The organism is Allobosea sp. (assembly GCF_017308075.1).
In the GTDB taxonomy this organism is placed as follows: domain Bacteria; phylum Pseudomonadota; class Alphaproteobacteria; order Rhizobiales; family Beijerinckiaceae; genus Allobosea.
Map to the genome: position 1 here is coordinate 49336 of NZ_JAFKFX010000028.1, position 17074 is coordinate 66409.

The window sequence follows — 17074 nt, forward strand, 5'->3', positions numbered from 1 at the left end:
CGCGGCGGGAATGACGGCTCGCCTTGCTGGAAGGAGCGTCAGCCGACAGGCATCTTGCTGTCGCGACCGGCGCATGCGCTACTCCCACAAAAGCGGGAGAGTGGCGCATGACCCAAGGGGTTCTGTCACAGAGCAGCTCGCCGTCTCATGGCGAGCAGCATGGCTCCGTCCCTGCCATGACGCTTGGCGCTCTCGGCGTCGTCTACGGCGATATCGGCACCAGCCCGCTCTATGCGCTCAAGGAGGCCGCCCGTGCCGCGAGCGCCGGCGGGGCCTTGCAGCCGGCCGCGGTCGTCGGTTGCGTCTCGATGATTCTGTGGGCGTTGATCCTGGTCATCTCGCTCAAGTATTCGCTGCTGATCATGCGCGCCGACAATCGCGGTGAAGGCGGCATCATGGCGATGCTGGCCCTGCTCAAGGCCCGCCATGCCAAGCCGGGCTCGGTACGGGCCTATGTGCTGGTGGTCGGCCTCGTCGGCGCCGCGCTGCTCTATGGCGACGGCGCCATCACGCCGGCGATTTCCGTGCTGAGCGCGATCGAAGGCCTCAAGGTCGATGCGCCGTTCCTGGCGCCGGCCATCGTTCCGCTGACCGCGATGATCCTGATCGGCGTCTTCCTCGTGCAGAGCAAGGGCACCGGCTTCATCGGCAAGCTGTTCGGGCCGATCATGCTGCTCTGGTTCATCGCCCTCGCGCTGCTCGGCATCCGGGGCATCCTGATGGCGCCGGACATCCTAGCCGCGATCAACCCGTTCAACGCGCTCTACTTTATCACCCACACCGCCCCGATCATCGGCTTCGCCGTGCTGGGCGCCACCTTCCTCGCCGTGACCGGCGGCGAGGCGATGTATGCGGATATGGGCCATTTCGGCCCGATGCCGATCCGCATCGCCTGGTTTGTCGTCGTGCTACCGGCGCTGATGCTCAACTATTTCGGTCAGGGCGGCCTGCTGCTGAGCCATCCCGAGGCGATCGCCAACCCGTTCTATCAGCTCGCCCCGGACTGGGCGCACTATCCCATGGTGTTCTTCGCGACGGCGGCCGCCGTCATCGCCTCGCAAGCGGTGATCACCGGCGCCTTCTCGCTGACCCGGCAGGCCGTGCAGCTCGGCCTCTTCCCCGCCATCCACATCCAGCATACGGCGGATGACCAGAAGGGGCAGATCTACATCCCGATCGTCAACTGGATGATCTGCCTGGCGACCCTCACGTCGGTCTTCATGTTTCGCTCCTCCGACGCGCTGGCCGGCGCCTATGGCATCGCCGTCTCGCTACTGATGGCCATCACCACTGGGCTTGCGGCGCTGATCGCGCTGAAATGGGGCTACAACCCGATCCTCGTCGTGGCGGTCAACGGTTTCTTCCTGCTGATCGACCTCGCCTTCTTCTCGGCGAACCTGCCGAAACTGCACGAGGGCGGCTGGTACCCGCTGCTGTTGGCCCTGGTGCTGACGATGATCATGCTGACCTGGCGGCGTGGCCTCGCTTTGGTGGAGGCGGCGCGCGCGCGCCAGCGCGAGCCGGAGAAGGGGGTCCTGGACATGCTGGCGACGAATCCGCCGCTGCGCCTGCCAGGGACGGCCGCCTTCCTGGCCTCGGCCGCGCGTGGGCTGCCGATCTCGTTGACGCATTTCGTTCGCCACAACCACGCCTTGCACGAACGCATTCTGCTGGTGACCGGCAAGCTCGAGGAGATTCCGCGCGTCTCCGACGAGAATCGGATCGAGGTGGTCGAGCTCGCGCCCAGCGTCACGCGCGTGATCATCCATTTCGGCTTCATGGAGACACCACGCATCCCGGACGGCTTGCGCTGCGGCGTCGAGCGCGGCCTGCTGCCTGGCGTCGATCTCGCTGGGATGTCGTATTATATCGGCCGCGAGACGGTCATTCCGCGCGAGGAGATCGCGGGCATGGCGATGTGGCGCGAGGCGCTCTTCGCCTTCATGCAGCGCAACGCCGAGCGTTCCGCCGCGCATTTCCATATTCCGGCCAAGCAGGTCGTCGAGGTCGGGGTCGAGATCGAGATCTGATCACCCTGCCACGGCCTCTCCGGCCATCAAACGCTGGTCATCCCGGGCGACCGAAGGGAGACCCGGGATGACCAGCGCCTTTTTAGTTGGGTGGTATCAGAGGCCGAGCTTCTTCTTGCGCTGACCGAGCGTGCGCAGGCGCAGCGCGTTCAGCTTGATGAAGCCCGCCGCGTCGCGGTGGTCATAGGCGACGGCGCCTTCCTCGAAGGTGACGAGGTCTTGGTCGTAGAGCGAATACGGGCTCGAGCGGCCGATGACGTGGACGCCGCCCTTGTAGAGCTTGAGCCGCACCTGGCCGGTGACGAATTCCTGGCTCTTGTCGATCAGCGCCTGCAGCATCTCGCGCTCCGGCGAGAACCAGAAGCCGTTATAGATCAGCTCGGCATATTGCGGCATGAGCTGGTCCTTGAGATGGGCGGCGCCGCGGTCGAGCGTGATCGACTCGATGGCGCGGTGCGCCGAAAGCAGGATCGTGCCGCCGGGCGTTTCGTACATGCCGCGGCTCTTCATGCCGACGAAGCGGTTCTCGACCAGGTCGAGCCGGCCGATGCCATTGTCGCGACCGAGCTCGTTGAGCCTGGCCAGGAGCGTCGCCGGCGAGAGCTTCTGGCCGTCGATCGCGACCGCGTCGCCCTGCTCGAAATCGATGGTGATCACGGTCGGCTTGTCGGGCGCGTCCTCCGGCGAAATCGTGCGCGAATAGACGTAGTCCGGCACTTCGACGGCCGGGTCCTCCAGCACCTTGCCCTCCGAGGAGGCGTGCAGCAGGTTGGCGTCGACCGAGAACGGCGCCTCGCCGCGCTTGTCCTTGGCGATCGGAATCTGGTGCTGCTCGGCGAAGGCGATCAGCTGCTCGCGCGAGCGCAGATCCCATTCGCGCCAGGGCGCGATGACATGAACGTCTGGCTTCAGCGCATAGGCGGTCAGCTCGAAGCGGACCTGGTCGTTGCCCTTGCCGGTGGCGCCGTGCGAGACGGCGTCGGCGCCGACCTTCTCGGCGATCTCGATCAGCTTCTTGCCGATCAGCGGCCGGGCGATCGAGGTGCCGAGCAGATAGACGCCCTCATAGGCGGCGTTGGCGCGGAACATCGGGAAGACGTAGTCGCGCACGAATTCCTCGCGCAGGTCCTCGATGAAGATGTTCTCGGGCTTGATGCCGAGCAGCAGCGCCTTGTCGCGCGCCGGGCCGAGCTCCTCGCCCTGGCCGAGATCGGCCGTGAAGGTCACGACCTCGCAATTATAGGTGGTCTGCAGCCACTTCAGGATGATCGAAGTGTCGAGGCCGCCGGAATAGGCGAGTACGACCTTGTTCACGCGCTTTTCGGCCATCGGCTGATCTTCCTGCTGAGGCTGCATGAGACATGCTCATGCCTGAGAGACGGATGCGGCCGCGGCGGCCGCATTTCGGACGTAAGGGCGCACTATCGCAGGGCTACGGGCGACGCAATCGGAACCTTCTGATCGATATGGCGTCTTCCGGTGATGGATCGGCACCGGCCGGTCCGGGCCGGGGGGCCGGCATGATGATCGACGGGCGTGCCGCCCGCGCCGTGGTGGATTTGGCGGACCGGCTTCGGACCGCCGGGGGGGCTGATGACGAAACGTCCTGTTCTGGATTTCTGGTTCGAGTTCGCCTCGACCTATTCCTGTCTGACTGCCCTCAGGATCGAGGCTGCGGCCGAGGCCGCCGGGGTCGATCTGCGCTGGCGCCCCTTCCTGCTCGCGCCGATCTTTGCGGCGCAGGGCTGGAACAGCTCACCCTTCAACCTCTACCCCAGCAAGGGCCGCTATATGTGGCGCGATGTGGCGCGCCGCGCCGGCCGTGCCGGGCTCAGCATCGTCAAGCCGGAGGCTTTTCCGCAGAACTCGCTGGTCGCCGCGAGGCTGGCGCTTGCCGGCCGCGATGCCGGTTGGCTGCCGGGCTTCACCAGGGCGCTGTTCCGGGCCGAGTTCTGCGAGGGGCGCAACATCGCCGAGGAGGCGGTCTTGACCGCCGCGCTGCGCGCTGCCGGTGCCGATCCGTCGCTCGCCTTCCCGCTGGCACGCAGCGAGGAGGTCAAGGGCCGGCTGAAGGCCGAGACCGAGCTGGCGAAATCGCTGGGCATTTTCGGCGCGCCAACCTTCGTCACCGAAGACGGTGAATTGTTCTGGGGCGACGACCGGCTCGAGGAAGCGCTGACCTGGGCGAAGGACGGCCGCTGAGCCGAGGCGGGGCTTCAGCCCGGCGGCTTGCGGCTCCACGGCCCGTGAGCGGCCGAGGTCTCGGCGATTTCCGGCAGAGGCTGGCGCTCGGCGACCTTGGGCGGGCCGATCGGCGCCTCGAGCGGCATGCGACCGCCGGCGGTCTGCACCAGCGCCTGCACCCGCTTGGTCACCGAAGGATGGGTCGAGAACAGATCGGCGAAATCATCGGGATCGTTCTCGAAGCACATGTCCATCACGCCCGAGGGTACGCCCTCGATATCGGCGCGGCCGGAGATCTTGAGCAGGGCCGAGATCATCGCGTCCGGATTCTTGGTGAGCTCGACCGCGCCGGCATCGGCGAGATATTCGCGCGCCCGGGACAGCGATAGCCGGACCACGATCGCCAGGAACCAGGAGATCGCGATCACGGCGATGCCGATCAGGATCGCGATGCCGCCGCCCTTCTTGTCGTCGGAGGACGAGGAATAGCGGATGCTGCGCCGGGTGAGGCCGCGGAACATCACCTCGCCGACGAAGGAGATCACGCCGGCGATGACGATCGCGATCACCATCAGCCGGACGTCGCCATTGCGGATATGGGTGAGCTCATGGGCGATCACCGCTTCGAGCTCGGCATCGTTGAGCTGCTCGATCAGCCCGGTGGTCAGCGTCACCGTGAACTGCTTGTCGTTGACGCCGCTGGCGAAGGCGTTGAGCGCGTCGCTCTGGATGATCGCGAGCTTCGGCGTCACCATGCCGCGCGAGATGCAGAGGTTCTCAAGCATCCGGTAGAGCTTGGGATTCTCCTCGCGGCTGATCCCACTGGCGCCGGACACCGCGCCGATCAGCGCGACATTGATACGGAAGCCGATGAAGATCCAGGCGGCCGTGGCGAGCGTGATCACCGGCAGCCAGGACAGGAAGGTTCGTCCGGCTTCGCTGAAGGCGCTGCTGCCGCGCGGCACGCCGCCATAGCCGTAGCCGACCAGCAGCAGGCCCCAGACGGTCAGGTAGACCAGCAGGAACAGCCCGACGAGCAGGAAATTCGACCTGATCCGGTTGTTGCGCTGGTGGGTGTAGAGCCCGAAAGCTTCCCCCGGCATCACAGCGGCTCCGCGCTCGCGCGCCTCGTCAGAACTTCACGCTCGGGGCGACTTCGATCTGTGCCCTGGTCTGCTCGCCGACATCGAAGAACTCGCGCGGGGTAAAGCCCATCTGCGGCGCGAAGAACACCGCCGGGAAGGCCTGGATCGCGGTGTTGAACTCGCTGACGGCATTGTTGAAGAAGCGCCGCGCCGCGGCCAGCTTGTCCTCGACATTGCCGAGATCCTGCTGGAGCTGCTGGAAGTTCGCGCTCGCCTTCAGGTCGGGATAGGCCTCGCCGAGCGCGAGCAGCCGGCCGACGGCGCCGGTGAGCTGCTGTTCGGCCACGGCCTGGTCATGCGGGCCGGCCGCGGCCTGGGCCTGGTTACGGGCCTTGATGACGGCGTCGAAGGTTTCCTTCTCGTGGCTGGCATAGCCCTTCACGGTCTCGACCAGATTGGGAATCAGGTCATGCCGCTGCTTCAGCTGCACGTCGATGTCGGCGAAGGCCTGGTTGACGCGCTGCCGCATCGCCACGAGCCCGTTATAGGTCATGATCAGATAGATCACGACGACGACGATCAGTCCCAGGACGGCCCAACCCATGGCGTTCTCCTCCGGCGCCGGCGAAACTGGCGCAACCTTGCATGAAGGCCGATGCAGGGGAAGCAGCCGGCCGAATTCACCGGCTGCGCATTGTCGGTGTCTGGCGAGGTTTCGCCCGCCGCGTGGTCGGCCGGTGGCCAGGACGCGCCCGTCCTGCCGAGGCTATAGCATCGGACCGAAAAGTGGACTCCATTTTTCGGAAGAATGCGATGCTATAACGATGAGATAGATCGCCGTGACCGCGTCCGAACGGACGCGCGGCGGTCTAGGCCTGGGCCATCACCGGGCCGAGCGCGGGCTGGATTTCGGCGAGCATCTCATAGGAGCGCTTGCGGGCGGCGTGATCGAAGACCGCCGAGGCGACGATCAGCTCGTCCGCCCTGGTCTTCTCGACGAAGGCCTGCAGCTGCGCCTGAACGGTCGTGCGCGAGCCGACGAAGGAGCAGGCGAGCATGCGCTGGGCCTGCGCCTTCTCCGGGCCGGACCAGTAGCTCTCGATATCGTCGATCGGCTTCGCCAGCAGGCCGCGCTTGCCGCGCAGCATGTCGGCGAAGCGCTGCTGCACGGAGGTGAACAGGTATCGCGCCTCGGCATCGGTCTCGGCGACGACGACATTGCAGCCGACCATGGCATGGGGCTTGTCGAGCTGGGCCGAGGGCTGGAAACGCTCGCGATAGACGGAAAGCGCGTCCATCAGCGCATCCGGCGAGAAATGCGAGGCGAAGGCATAGGGCAGGCCGAGCATCGCCGCGAGCTGAGAGCCGAACAGGCTCGAGCCGAGGATCCAGAGCGGCACATTGCTGTCGGTGCCGGGGACCGCCTGGATCACCTGGTCGGGCTGGAGCGGGCCGAGCAGAGCCTGCAGCTCGAGCACGTCCTGGGGGAAGCGCTCGGCCGAATCGGCCTCGCGCCGCAGCGCCCGCCAGGTGCGCTGGTCGGTACCCGGCGCGCGGCCGAGGCCGAGATCGATGCGGCCGGGATAGAGCGCCTCCAGCGTGCCGAACTGCTCGGCGATCACCAGCGGCGAATGGTTGGGGAGCATGATGCCGCCGGCGCCGACGCGGATCGTCGAGGTACCCTCGGCGACATAGCCGATCGCGACAGAGGTCGCGGCGCTGGCGATGCCGGTCATGTTGTGGTGCTCGGCCAGCCAGAAGCGGGTGTAGCCGAGTTTTTCGGCATGACGGGCGAGATCGCGACTGTTGTGCAGCGCGTCGGCGGCCGTCGCGCCTTCGGTGATGAAGGCGAGGTCGAGGATGGAGAGGGGAAGCATGCGGCCGATCCCTTGAGCGCGCCGGGCCAGCCGGCATTCGCTCTGCAGATTGGCTCCGCGGCGCGCCCGTGCAAGGGCGCCGGCACGCATGAGCGACCGGCTCCCGGCGAGGGGCGGTGCTGCGCCCTATTGCGGCGAGACGACCGCGAGGTAGGGCGCGCTCGGCTTCTCGCTCGGCCCGGCGAGCGCAGGAACCGCGTTCTTCACCGGCTTCAGGCTCTTGAAATAGGTCGCGAGCGCGAGCGCGTCGGCATCGTTCAGCTTGCGGTAGCTTTCATAGGGCATGGCCGGCGACAGCATCCGCCCGTCGGGCCTGATGCCGGTGCGCACGGCCTTGATGATGTCGAGTTCGCTCCATTTGCCGAGACCGGTCTCCGGATCGGGCGTCAGATTGGGTGGGTAGAAGGTGCCGAGCCCGGGAATCTGGAAGCCGACCTCGGAGCCGGCGAAGCTGCGCGCCTTGTCCGGCTTGCCGAGGAAGACGCCGGGCGTATGGCAGCCGCCGCAATCCATGATTCCGGCGAGGTATTCGCCGCGCTGGACCCTTTCTTTCGGCGGGGCGCTGTCGGCACTGGCGCTGGTCGCTGCTGCGAACAGGGCGGCGGCGAGGAAGGCGAGACGGGGGAGGGGGCTGTGCATCGACGATGGCTCCTGGTCTGGCGCACGCAAGGGGCGCGGCCGATCACGACGGATGGCGAGCTCAGAGCAGTATTCGCAACGACGGGCGGTAGTGGCGGGCGGCTGGCGAGCCGCGCGTCAAGGCCGGTTTATTGACATGTGGATGACCTAGCGGCAAGCGGACGGCCTGATCCGAACGGGGTACCCCAGGTCGGCAAGGAGGATTCGCCGCCGCGATGCGGTTTTTCCGGGCCGAAAGGCCCTGTCGGCTCTTGTCCCGAGGCCGGGGATCGACTAAATCCGGCTCGTCCGAAGGGCCGTGATCGATCACAGCCGGGGGCGGTCGAACCGGCCAGCTCCCGTTTTGCGTTTGGCGCGGCCTCTTGGATGCGGATCGGCCCCTGCGGCCAGGCGCCGCCGTCCTTGAAAAGGTCGGCAAGCTCCGTGAGCGGAGCACCGCGCGGTTCGATCCGGATCGCAACACCAACCCAATCGGCGCCCAGCCGGACATCCGCGGGATACGCGGCCGGCGTTCAGGAGCACTTATGTCAGCTGTCGAAAGCTATCACGCGGGCCGCGAGGATTTCGCCGCTCTGCTCGAGGAATCGTTCACCCGGAACGAGGCCCTCGAAGGTACCGTCATCAAGGGCAAGGTCGTTGCCATTGAGAAGGACATGGCGATCATCGACGTCGGTCTGAAGACCGAAGGTCGCGTCGCGCTGAAGGAATTCACCGGCCCTGGTCGCGACCAGGAGCTGAAGGTCGGCGACGAGGTCGAGGTCTATCTCGACCGGATCGAGAACGCGCTCGGCGAAGCCGTCATCTCGCGCGACAAGGCCCGCCGTGAAGAGAGCTGGGTCAAGCTCGAGAAGGCGTTCGAGGCCCGTGAGAAGGTCATGGGCAACATCTTCAACACGGTTAAGGGTGGCTACACCGTCGATCTCGACGGCGCCGTCGCCTTCCTGCCGCGTTCGCAGGTCGACATCCGCCCGATCCGCGACGTCGGCCCGCTGATGGGTCAGCCGCAGCCCTTCGAGATCCTCAAGATGGATCGTCGCCGCGGCAACATCGTCGTCTCGCGCCGCACCGTCCTCGAAGAGACCCGCGCCGAGGCTCGCTCCGAGCTCGTCGCCTCGCTCGAAGAGGGCCAGGTCATCGACGGCGTCGTCAAGAACATCACCGAATACGGTGCGTTCGTCGATCTTGGCGGCATTGACGGCCTGCTCCATGTCACCGACATGGCCTGGCGTCGCGTCAACCATCCGTCCGAGGTCGTGACCATCGGCCAGTCGGTCAAGGTCAAGATCATCAAGATCAACCAGGAGACGCACCGCATCTCGCTCGGCATCAAGCAGCTGCTGGCCGATCCGTGGGATGGCATCGCCGCCCGTTACCCGGTCGGTGCGCGCCTCAAGGGCCGCGTCACCAACATCACGGACTACGGCGCGTTCGTCGAAGTGGAGCCGGGCATCGAAGGCCTCATCCACGTCTCCGAGATGTCCTGGACCAAGAAGAACGTCCACCCCGGCAAGATCGTCTCGACCTCCCAGGAAGTCGACGTCGCGATCCTCGAGGTCGACCAGGTCAAGCGCCGCATCTCGCTCGGCCTCAAGCAGACACTCCGCAATCCGTGGGAGGTCTTCGCCGAGCAGCATCCGTCCGGTTCGGTGGTCGAGGGCGAGGTCAAGAACAAGACCGAGTTCGGCCTGTTCCTGGGCCTGGAAGGCGACATCGACGGCATGATCCATCTGTCGGACCTGGACTGGAACCGTCCGGGCGAGCAGGTGATCGAGGAGTACAAGAAGGGCGACATGCTGCAGGCTGTCGTTCTCGATGTCGACGTCGAGAAGGAGCGTATCTCGCTCGGCCTGAAGCAGCTCGGCGGCGATCCCTTCGTGGATGCCGGCGAGTTCAAGAAGGGCCAGGTCGTGACCTGCGAGGTCATCGACGTCAAGGAAGGCGGCCTCGACGTCAAGATCGCCGGCACGGACATGACCACCTTCATCAAGCGCGCCGAAATCGCGCGTGATCGTGCCGAGCAGCGCCCTGAGCGCTTCGCCGCCGGCGAGAAGGTCGACGCCCGCGTCATCCTCTTCGACAAGAAGGCCCGCAAGATCCAGGTCTCGATCAAGGCCCTGGAAATGGCCGAGGAGAAGGAGGCGATGGCCCAGTACGGTTCGGCCGACTCGGGTGCTTCGCTCGGCGACATCCTCGGCGCGGCCCTCAAGAAGGCCAACACCGAGAAGAAGTGATCCGCGGGCCGCGTCTCGCGGCCTGACCAGACCACCGGCCCGCGCGGAGAGATCCGCGCGGGCTTTTGTTTCGGCCGAGCTCGTCATTCTCGGACGAAGCGAAGCGCAGATCCGAGAAACTCGGGACCAGAGAACACAGGTTTCCGAGATGGTCGGGTCAAGCCCGACCGTGACGAGATGAGCAGGAGACGACCATGGACCACGCGGCGATCGGCATCGATTTCGGCACCACCAACAGCGTGGTCGCCCTTGCGCGCGCCGATGGCAGCGTCTCGACCCGCAGCTTTGCGACGAAGCAGGGCGCGGTCGACGCCTATCGCTCGGCGCTGATGTTCTGGCGCGAGGGGCGGCCGCCCAACACCCATGTCGCCCATGTCAGCGGCCCGGACGCGCTCGACATGGCGCTCGGCATGACGACCGAGCACCGCTTCCTGCAGTCGCTGAAGACCCATCTCTCCAGCCGCGCCTTCCAGGAGACCCGGCTCTTCGGCAAGCTCTTCCAGCTCGAGGACCTGATCGCGGTCTTCCTGAGCGATCTCTCGGCCGGGCTCGACGGACTCGCCGAGCGCCCGCTGATCTCCGGCCGCCCTGTGGTCTTCGCCGGCGAGCGCCCGGATGAGGAGCTGGCGCTCGGCCGGCTTTCGGGCGCCTATGCCAAGGCCGGCATGCCGCGCGTCGACTTCGCCTTCGAGCCCCTTGGCGCCGCCTATTGGTATGCGCGCGAGCTGAAGCAGGCGCAGACCATGCTGGTCGCCGATTTCGGCGGCGGCACCAGCGACTTCTCGGTGATGCGCTTCGAGCCCGGCGGAACGGGGCGCCTCGAGGCGATCCCGCTCTCGCATTCCGGTGTCGGCGTCGCCGGTGACACCTTCGACTATCGCATCATCGAGCATGCGGTGTCGCCACGCCTCGGCAAGGGCACGGATTATCTGTCTTTCGGCAAGCGCCTGCCGATTCCGGCGCACTATCACGCCGCCTTCGCGCAATGGCACCGGCTCTCGCTGATGAAGAGCCGCGAGACCATGGCCGAGCTCAAGGCCCTGATCCGCGACGCGGTCGAGCCGGGTCGGCTCGAGGATCTGATGACGGTGATCGAATACGATCTCGGCTACGAGCTCTACCGCGCCGTCTCCGCCACCAAGATCGCGCTGTCGAGCCAGGACGAAACGCGGCTGAGCTTCAGCCAGATGGGTGTCGAGATCGATCGTAGCGTGACGCGTGCCGCCTTCGAGGGCTGGATCGCCGAGGATGTCGCGGCGATCGAGCAGGCACTCGACGAGGCGCTGGCCAAGGCCGGTGTCGAGGCCGGAAGCATCGAGGCGGTGTTCATGACCGGCGGCACCTCGCATGTCCCCGCGGTCAGGGCGCTGTTCGACCGGCGCTTCGGGGCGCAGCGCATCCATATCGGCGATGCCTTCCGCTCGGTGGCGAGCGGGCTCGCCCTGTATGCGCTCGACCGGCACCGGGCCGAGATCGGCGCCTGAACCGATCCTTGGCCGCCATGCGGCATTTGCCGCCTTGCCCGCCTGCCATGGCGCGGCTAAACCACTGGCCTTGCCTACCGGAGCCGCCGACATGTCGACTGACGCCGATCTGCTCGCCGACCGCCGCAGCCTGAGACGCAAGCTGTCGCTCTGGCGCCTGCTGGCGCTGGCGGGGGTCGTCGTCATGCTCGTCGGCGCCGCACTCGCCTGGACCGGACGCCTGCCCGGCAGCACCGCTCAGGCCCATATCGCTCGCGTCACCATTTCCGGCTTCATCTCCGGCGACAGGCGCACCCTCGACCTGCTCAAATCGCTCGAGGATAGCCGCGCCAGCGCGGTGATGCTGCGGATCGACAGCCCCGGTGGCACCACGACCGGTTCGGAAGCGGTGCATGAGGCGGTGCGCAGGCTCGCCGCCAAGAAGCCGGTGGTCGCCGTGGTCGACGGGCTCGCCGCTTCCGGCGGCTACATCGTCGCGCTCGGCAGCGACCGCATCGTCGCCCGCCAGACCTCGCTCGTCGGCTCGATCGGCGTGCTCTTCCAGTTCCCCAACCTCGCCAAGCTGATGGACACGATCGGCGTCAAGGTCGAGGAGGTGAAGTCGAGCCCGCTCAAGGCTGCGCCCAATGCCTTCGAACCCGCTTCGCCGGAGGCGATCGCCGCACTCCGCCGCGTGGTCGAGGACAATTACGACTGGTTCAAGCGGCTGGTGCGCGACCGCCGCCATCTGAACGATCCCGAGCTCGCCGCGGTCTCCGATGGCCGGGTCCATTCCGGCCGCCAGGCGGTCGGACTCAAGCTGATCGACGAGATCGGCGGTGAGGGCGAGGCCATCGCCTGGCTCGAGCGCGAGAAGGGCGTCGGCAAGTCCTTGCCGGTGCGCGATTGGCGCCGCCGCAGCGAGAGCTCCTCCTTCGGAATCTGGAGCGCGGGCGAGGCGCTGGCGCGCGCGGCGGGGCTGGAGAGCCTGGCCGTGCTGATCGCCCGGGCCGCGGAGCAGCCCACCGGCCTGCGGCTTGACGCGCCCTTGGCGCTCTGGCAGCCTGCCGGCGAAAAATGACGATCTTACAAGCGGTTATATTGGCGCCATGATAAAATCTGAACTCGTCCAGCGCATTGCCGAGCGCAACACCCATTTGTATCAGCGCGACATTGAGAATATCGTCGGCTCGATCCTCGACGAGATCGTCAAGGCGCTGGCGCGCGGTGACCGGGTCGAGCTGCGGGGCTTCGGCGCCTTCTCGACCAAGCAGCGCGAAGCCAGGGTCGGCCGCAACCCGCGCACCGGCGATTCCGTCGAGGTCGACCAGAAGCTCGTTCCGGTCTTCAAGACCGGCAAGGAGCTGCGCCTGCGGCTGAACGGCAAGGCCTGAGCGGCGCGAGCGGAGGTTACCGAATGAAGGCTTTCTTCAAGGCGCTCGTGCTCGTCCCGGTGGCGCTGCTGATCGTCCTGTTCTCGGTCGCGAACCGCGCGCCGGTTCGCGTCTCCTTCGATCCGATCAGCCGGGACCTGCCGGTTCTGGCCTTCGACGTGCCGCTCTTTGCCGTGATCCTGGCGGCCATTGCCCTTGGCGTGCTGATCGGCGGCTGCGCCTCCTGGCTGACGCAGAGCAAGCACCGCAAGGCGGCCCGCGTCAACCGGCGCGAGGCCGAGAAGTTGCGCGGCGAGGCGCAATCCTTGCGCGCCGCCGTTCCCGATTCCGCGCTGCCTGCGCTGACCAGCCGAGTCTGATTCTTCCTATGCGATTCTTTTCCGCCGCCGAGATCGACGGCCTGCTCACCTTTCCTGCGCTCGTCGATGCCCTGGGCGCCGCCTTTCGCGGCGATATCGTCACCCCCGTCCGGCATCATCATGAAGTCGCGCGCCCGGACGCGACCGGTACGCTCCTGCTGATGCCGGCCTGGACCGGGCCCGAGATCTCCCCGGCCTATCTCGGCACCAAGGTCGCGACGGTCTATCCCGGCAATGCCAGCATGGGCCTGCCCAGCGTGATGGGCACCTATCTCCTGATGGACGGCGCCACCGGCAAGCCGCTGGCGGCGCTCGACGGCACGCGCCTGACCTTGTGGCGCACCGCCGCCGCCTCGGCGCTCGCCTCGCGCATGCTGGAGCGACCGGACAGCAAGCGCATGCTGATGGTCGGGGCCGGCGCGCTGTCCCCCTTCCTGGTCAAGGCGCATCGCAGCGTCCGCAATTTCGAGGACGTCGCGATCTGGGCCCGCCGGCCGGAAGCCGCGGCCGAGGTCGTCGCCGAACTGGTTGCGGATGGCATCGCGGCGCGCGTTGCCGAGGATCTCGAGGCCGAGGCGCGCCAGGCCGATCTGATCTCCTGCGCCACGCTGTCGCGCGAGCCGATCATCCAGGGGCGTTGGCTGAAGCGCACCGCTCATCTCGATCTGGTCGGCGCCTTCAACATGGCGATGCGCGAGGCCGATGACGAGGCACTGCAGCGCGCCCATGTCTTCGTCGATACCGAGGCGGCGTTGCATGAAGGCGGCGATGTCGCCGTCGCGATCAAGGCCGGCGCCTATCGGGCCGAGCAGGTCGCCGGCACGCTGACCGGGCTCTGCCGCGGCGAATACGAGACCGCCGCCGAGCGCGACGACGTCACCCTGTTCAAATCGGTGGGGACGGCGCTCGAGGATCTGGCCGCAGCCATCCTGGTCTGGCAGCTCGCCAACTGAACGCCTGTCCGGCTTGCCGGGCTAGCGGCGGAAGGCGGGCTGCGCCTTCCGTGAGCGTCGGGCGCCGACGCCTATAGCATCGGACCGAAAAATGGACTCCGCTTTCCGGAAAACTCCGACGCGATAACACTGAGATAGATCACCGTCACTGCGTCCGAACGGGCGCGCGGCGATCTAGACGCGCACCGGTGCGCCGCCGAGCGCGCCGAGCAGCCAGAGCACGAGTACGATCGCCAGCACCAGGCCGAGGACGCCGCCGAGGCCGGCGCCGCCATAGCTGCGATGGCCGTAATACCCGCCGCCGAGCAGGACGATCAGCAAGACGATGATCAGGACGGTGGACATGATGCGCCTCCTTCGGGTCAGCGCGGCACCGTCGCCATTCGACGGGAGCGCAGTCGAAGAACGTCAGGCGCGCGGAGGAGGTTCCGTCTCCTGTGCGAGGGCGGGGCACCGGGGCCTTGGCGCCTCGGCAGCGCCTGGCTGCAAGCGGCGCGCTTGACCTTTCCTCGCTGAGCTTGCGAGTCTGCGCCGATGTCAAGCTCCTCTCGTATCGCCCTGCTGATTCTGCTGCCGCTCGCCTTGCTGGCGGGCGCCGCGCGTGCCCAGTCCACCGCCGAGGACGAGGCCAGGCGCCGCGCCGCCAATATCGCCGCTTTCCCCGATGCCGCCCGCGCCCATTTCGGCCAGAAGACCACCCCGGCTGCGGCGATGAAGGCTCGCGCCATCGGTTCCTATGCGCGTGGCTGCCTCGCGGGAGGCAAGGCGCTGGCCCCTGATGGCGAGAGCTGGCAGGTGATGCGTCGGGCCCGCAACCGCAATTGGGGCCATCCGGAGCTGATCGACTATCTCGAAAGCTTCGCGCGCGAGGTGCCGAAGCTCACCGGCTGGGCCGGGCTGCTGGTCGGCGACATCTCGCAGGCCCGCGGCGGGCCGATGCTGACCGGCCATGCCTCGCATCAGATCGGCCTCGATGCCGATATCTGGCTGACGCCGATGCCGAGGAAGCGTCTCGATGCCGACGACCGCGAGAACATGCCGGCAGTCAACATGGCCCGGGCCGACTGGCGCGACGTCGATCCGAAGAACTGGACGCCGGCGCATACGAGGCTGATCAAGGCGGCGGCGAGCGAGCCGCGGGTCGAGCGCATTTTCGTCAATCCGGCGCTGAAGGTCGCGCTCTGCCGCGAGGCCGGCTCGGATCGGAACTGGCTCAACAAGGTCAGGCCGATCTGGGGGCACAATTACCACTTCCACATTAGGATGAGTTGCCCGCCGGGCGTCGAGGGTTGCGCCGGCCAGGAGCCGCCGAATTTCGGTGATGGTTGCGGCGAGGAGCTCGCCGGCTGGATCGAGCGTCAGTACAAGGCGATATTCAACCCGCCCAAGCCGAAGCCCGGCCCGAAGCCGAAGCCCAAGCCGCCCATGTCGCTCGATGCGCTGCCGCAGGAGTGCCGGCAGGTTTTGGTCTCGCGCTGAACTTCGTGGAAGAGCGTCGGGTTCTGGTGCCCCGTGAACGGATACTCCATAGCGCCAGAAGGGCCTGGCGCTACGGCTGAGCTCAGGCCTGCCCTTTAGCGCCGGATCGAGCCGGTCTGCTGTCCCGGCCGGTAGGCGAACGGGTCGTTTCGCGGGGTGATCCCCGTCTCGCCTTCGCCCTGCTGCATCTCGTCGAGCACGCCGTTGCCCTCTTCGTCGCCGAGGATCACCTCCTCGGTCGGTGGCATCGAACCCGGCAGCATCAGCGGTCCGCCCATCTGACTCGGAGTCGGCGGCGGCTGGTAGTGCGAGCGCGGCTGCTGCGGCCGCTCCTCGATATAGCGCCGTTGCGCCTCGAGCCCGCCCTGGCCCTGGCCATGGGCGACGGAATAGCCGCCATTGACGGACCCGGGCGGACGCAGGCCCGTGCTCGGCTGGCGCAGCAGCCCGCCCGAGCTGCTCGCCACCATCGGCGGCGGCAGCGCATGGCGCGAGGAAGGCTGCTGCTGTTGCAGTGCCATGCGGTCGGGCCGCGCCGGGTCGGGCGGCGGCAGGTCGTAGTTCGGCGTGTACTTGATCACCGGCTTGCAGATCTGCCGGCCCTTGGAGTGGCGCGCCAGGTCGATGTGGAAATGGTCGTAGTGGAAGGCGTCGGCGCCGGGGCCGAGCACGGTCGAATACATCTGGCAGGCGCCGACGAAGACCTCGCGCAGGAAGGCCTGCTCCTCGGGGGCGCCGCGCCAGCCATCCTTGACGGTTATGTTGCGGCCGTCATTGAGCCGGAAGGAGAACACGTCGACGGCGTTGCCGAAGGCGTGTTCGGAGGTGCGCCTTGTGCCGGTGCCGTTGTTCATCGCGCGGCAGGAATAGGAGCCGGCCCGAAGCTCGATCACCTGTGCGCCGAGCACGTTCATCGCTGCTGGCTGCACGACCTCCGCCAGCCATTTGTCGGTGGTGGCGACGATCGGGCAGGCCAGCGTCGCATTGCTGGTCAGGCCGATGCCGCCGTTGCTGAAGGCCGCGACCTTGATCGGCTTTTCCATGCCGCAGGTGCCGGGGCCGTCGATCGCCTTCTCGCGCAGGCTGACATAGGAGGAGAACTGGACCTGGCGCGAGGCCAGGCACTGGGCCTCGGCCTGGTCACGCCAGGCGGCACGCTGGGGCTTCTGGAACTTGCCGCAGCCGGCAAGTCCGACACCGATGACGCCAAGCGTGAGAAGGGCGAGATGAACGCGACGCATGACCATTCAAATGCGAGGCGTTGGATGAACGGTTTATTGACCGGCTGCGGCCGGGAAGTCACGGCCGGATTAAGTTTGGCGCTGGCGTTAAGCTCCGGTTAACGCGTCGCTCTCGGCGTTTACCAAGCCGTGGAGCGTC

At 67.0% G+C, this 17074-nt stretch carries 16 protein-coding genes; 9 read left to right on the top strand and 7 right to left on the bottom strand.

The annotated features are described in order from the left end of the window. The first annotated feature begins 176 nt into the window (after nt 1–176). Nucleotides 177–2030: a potassium transporter Kup gene (locus J0J10_RS09680; RefSeq protein ID WP_291646448.1), complete on the top strand. Its 1854-nt coding sequence runs from the start codon at nt 177–179 to the stop codon at nt 2028–2030. Between the two features lie 96 nt (nt 2031–2126). On the opposite strand, the gene J0J10_RS09685 is transcribed toward J0J10_RS09680, so the two are convergent. Then, nucleotides 2127–3359, bottom strand: coding sequence for an argininosuccinate synthase (locus tag J0J10_RS09685; RefSeq protein ID WP_291646284.1), 1233 nt, complete (start codon nt 3357–3359; stop codon nt 2127–2129). A gap of 264 nt (nt 3360–3623) precedes the next feature. Here J0J10_RS09685 and J0J10_RS09690 point away from each other — a divergent pair, with 264 nt between their 5' ends. Beyond that, a complete protein-coding gene (locus tag J0J10_RS09690; protein WP_291646285.1) occupies nt 3624–4232 on the top strand; it encodes a 2-hydroxychromene-2-carboxylate isomerase in 609 nt (202 codons plus the stop codon). A gap of 14 nt (nt 4233–4246) precedes the next feature. On the opposite strand, the gene J0J10_RS09695 is transcribed toward J0J10_RS09690, so the two are convergent. The 4 genes from J0J10_RS09695 to J0J10_RS09710 all read right to left on the bottom strand — a co-directional run bounded on the left by J0J10_RS09695 (nt 4247) and on the right by J0J10_RS09710 (nt 7815). Beyond that, nucleotides 4247–5317 (bottom strand): M48 family metallopeptidase, encoded by a 1071-nt coding sequence (locus J0J10_RS09695; RefSeq protein WP_291646286.1) that lies wholly within the window; start codon nt 5315–5317, stop codon nt 4247–4249. A 28-nt stretch (nt 5318–5345) separates the two neighbouring features. Continuing rightward, nucleotides 5346–5903 (bottom strand): LemA family protein, encoded by a 558-nt coding sequence (locus J0J10_RS09700; RefSeq protein ID WP_291633503.1) that lies wholly within the window; start codon nt 5901–5903, stop codon nt 5346–5348. 265 nt (nt 5904–6168) lie between these two features. Beyond that, complete coding sequence (locus J0J10_RS09705; protein ID WP_291646287.1) at nt 6169–7176, bottom strand: LLM class flavin-dependent oxidoreductase; 1008 nt, start codon at nt 7174–7176, stop codon at nt 6169–6171. A 126-nt stretch (nt 7177–7302) separates the two neighbouring features. Next, nucleotides 7303–7815: a c-type cytochrome gene (locus J0J10_RS09710; protein ID WP_291646288.1), complete on the bottom strand. Its 513-nt coding sequence runs from the start codon at nt 7813–7815 to the stop codon at nt 7303–7305. A 524-nt stretch (nt 7816–8339) separates the two neighbouring features. Between J0J10_RS09710 and rpsA the strand changes: the two genes are divergently transcribed. From rpsA to lhpI, 6 genes are all read left to right on the top strand, one after another. Continuing rightward, on the top strand, nt 8340–10046 hold the full coding sequence (rpsA, locus tag J0J10_RS09715) for a 30S ribosomal protein S1 (RefSeq protein WP_291646289.1): 1707 nt from the start codon (nt 8340–8342) through the stop codon (nt 10044–10046). A gap of 194 nt (nt 10047–10240) precedes the next feature. Next, nucleotides 10241–11530 carry an Hsp70 family protein gene (locus tag J0J10_RS09720; RefSeq protein WP_291646290.1) on the top strand — a complete coding sequence of 430 codons (1290 nt, stop codon included), beginning with the start codon at nt 10241–10243 and terminating at the stop codon, nt 11528–11530. 91 nt (nt 11531–11621) lie between these two features. Beyond that, entirely contained in the window at nt 11622–12590 is a 969-nt protein-coding gene (gene sppA, locus J0J10_RS09725) for a signal peptide peptidase SppA (protein ID WP_291646291.1), read from the top strand. A gap of 28 nt (nt 12591–12618) precedes the next feature. Further along, nucleotides 12619–12903: an integration host factor subunit beta gene (gene ihfB / locus J0J10_RS09730; protein WP_291633516.1), complete on the top strand. Its 285-nt coding sequence runs from the start codon at nt 12619–12621 to the stop codon at nt 12901–12903. Between the two features lie 23 nt (nt 12904–12926). Beyond that, nucleotides 12927–13262, top strand: a complete 336-nt coding sequence (locus J0J10_RS09735; RefSeq protein WP_291646292.1) for a LapA family protein — start codon at nt 12927–12929, stop codon at nt 13260–13262. A gap of 8 nt (nt 13263–13270) precedes the next feature. Further along, on the top strand, nt 13271–14215 hold the full coding sequence (gene lhpI / locus J0J10_RS09740; protein WP_291646293.1) for a bifunctional Delta(1)-pyrroline-2-carboxylate/Delta(1)-piperideine-2-carboxylate reductase: 945 nt from the start codon (nt 13271–13273) through the stop codon (nt 14213–14215). A 174-nt stretch (nt 14216–14389) separates the two neighbouring features. Here lhpI and J0J10_RS09745 read toward each other — a convergent pair whose 3' ends face one another. Beyond that, a complete protein-coding gene (locus J0J10_RS09745; protein ID WP_291646294.1) occupies nt 14390–14560 on the bottom strand; it encodes a DUF3309 family protein in 171 nt (56 codons plus the stop codon). Nucleotides 14561–14749: 189 nt separating this feature from the next. Between J0J10_RS09745 and mepA the strand changes: the two genes are divergently transcribed. Then, nucleotides 14750–15694: a penicillin-insensitive murein endopeptidase gene (gene mepA / locus J0J10_RS09750; RefSeq protein WP_291646295.1), complete on the top strand. Its 945-nt coding sequence runs from the start codon at nt 14750–14752 to the stop codon at nt 15692–15694. A gap of 95 nt (nt 15695–15789) precedes the next feature. Here the strand turns inward: mepA and J0J10_RS09755 are convergent, their stop codons facing one another. Continuing rightward, nucleotides 15790–16935 (bottom strand): extensin-like domain-containing protein, encoded by a 1146-nt coding sequence (locus J0J10_RS09755; RefSeq protein WP_291646296.1) that lies wholly within the window; start codon nt 16933–16935, stop codon nt 15790–15792. Nucleotides 16936–17074 lie beyond the last annotated feature (139 nt).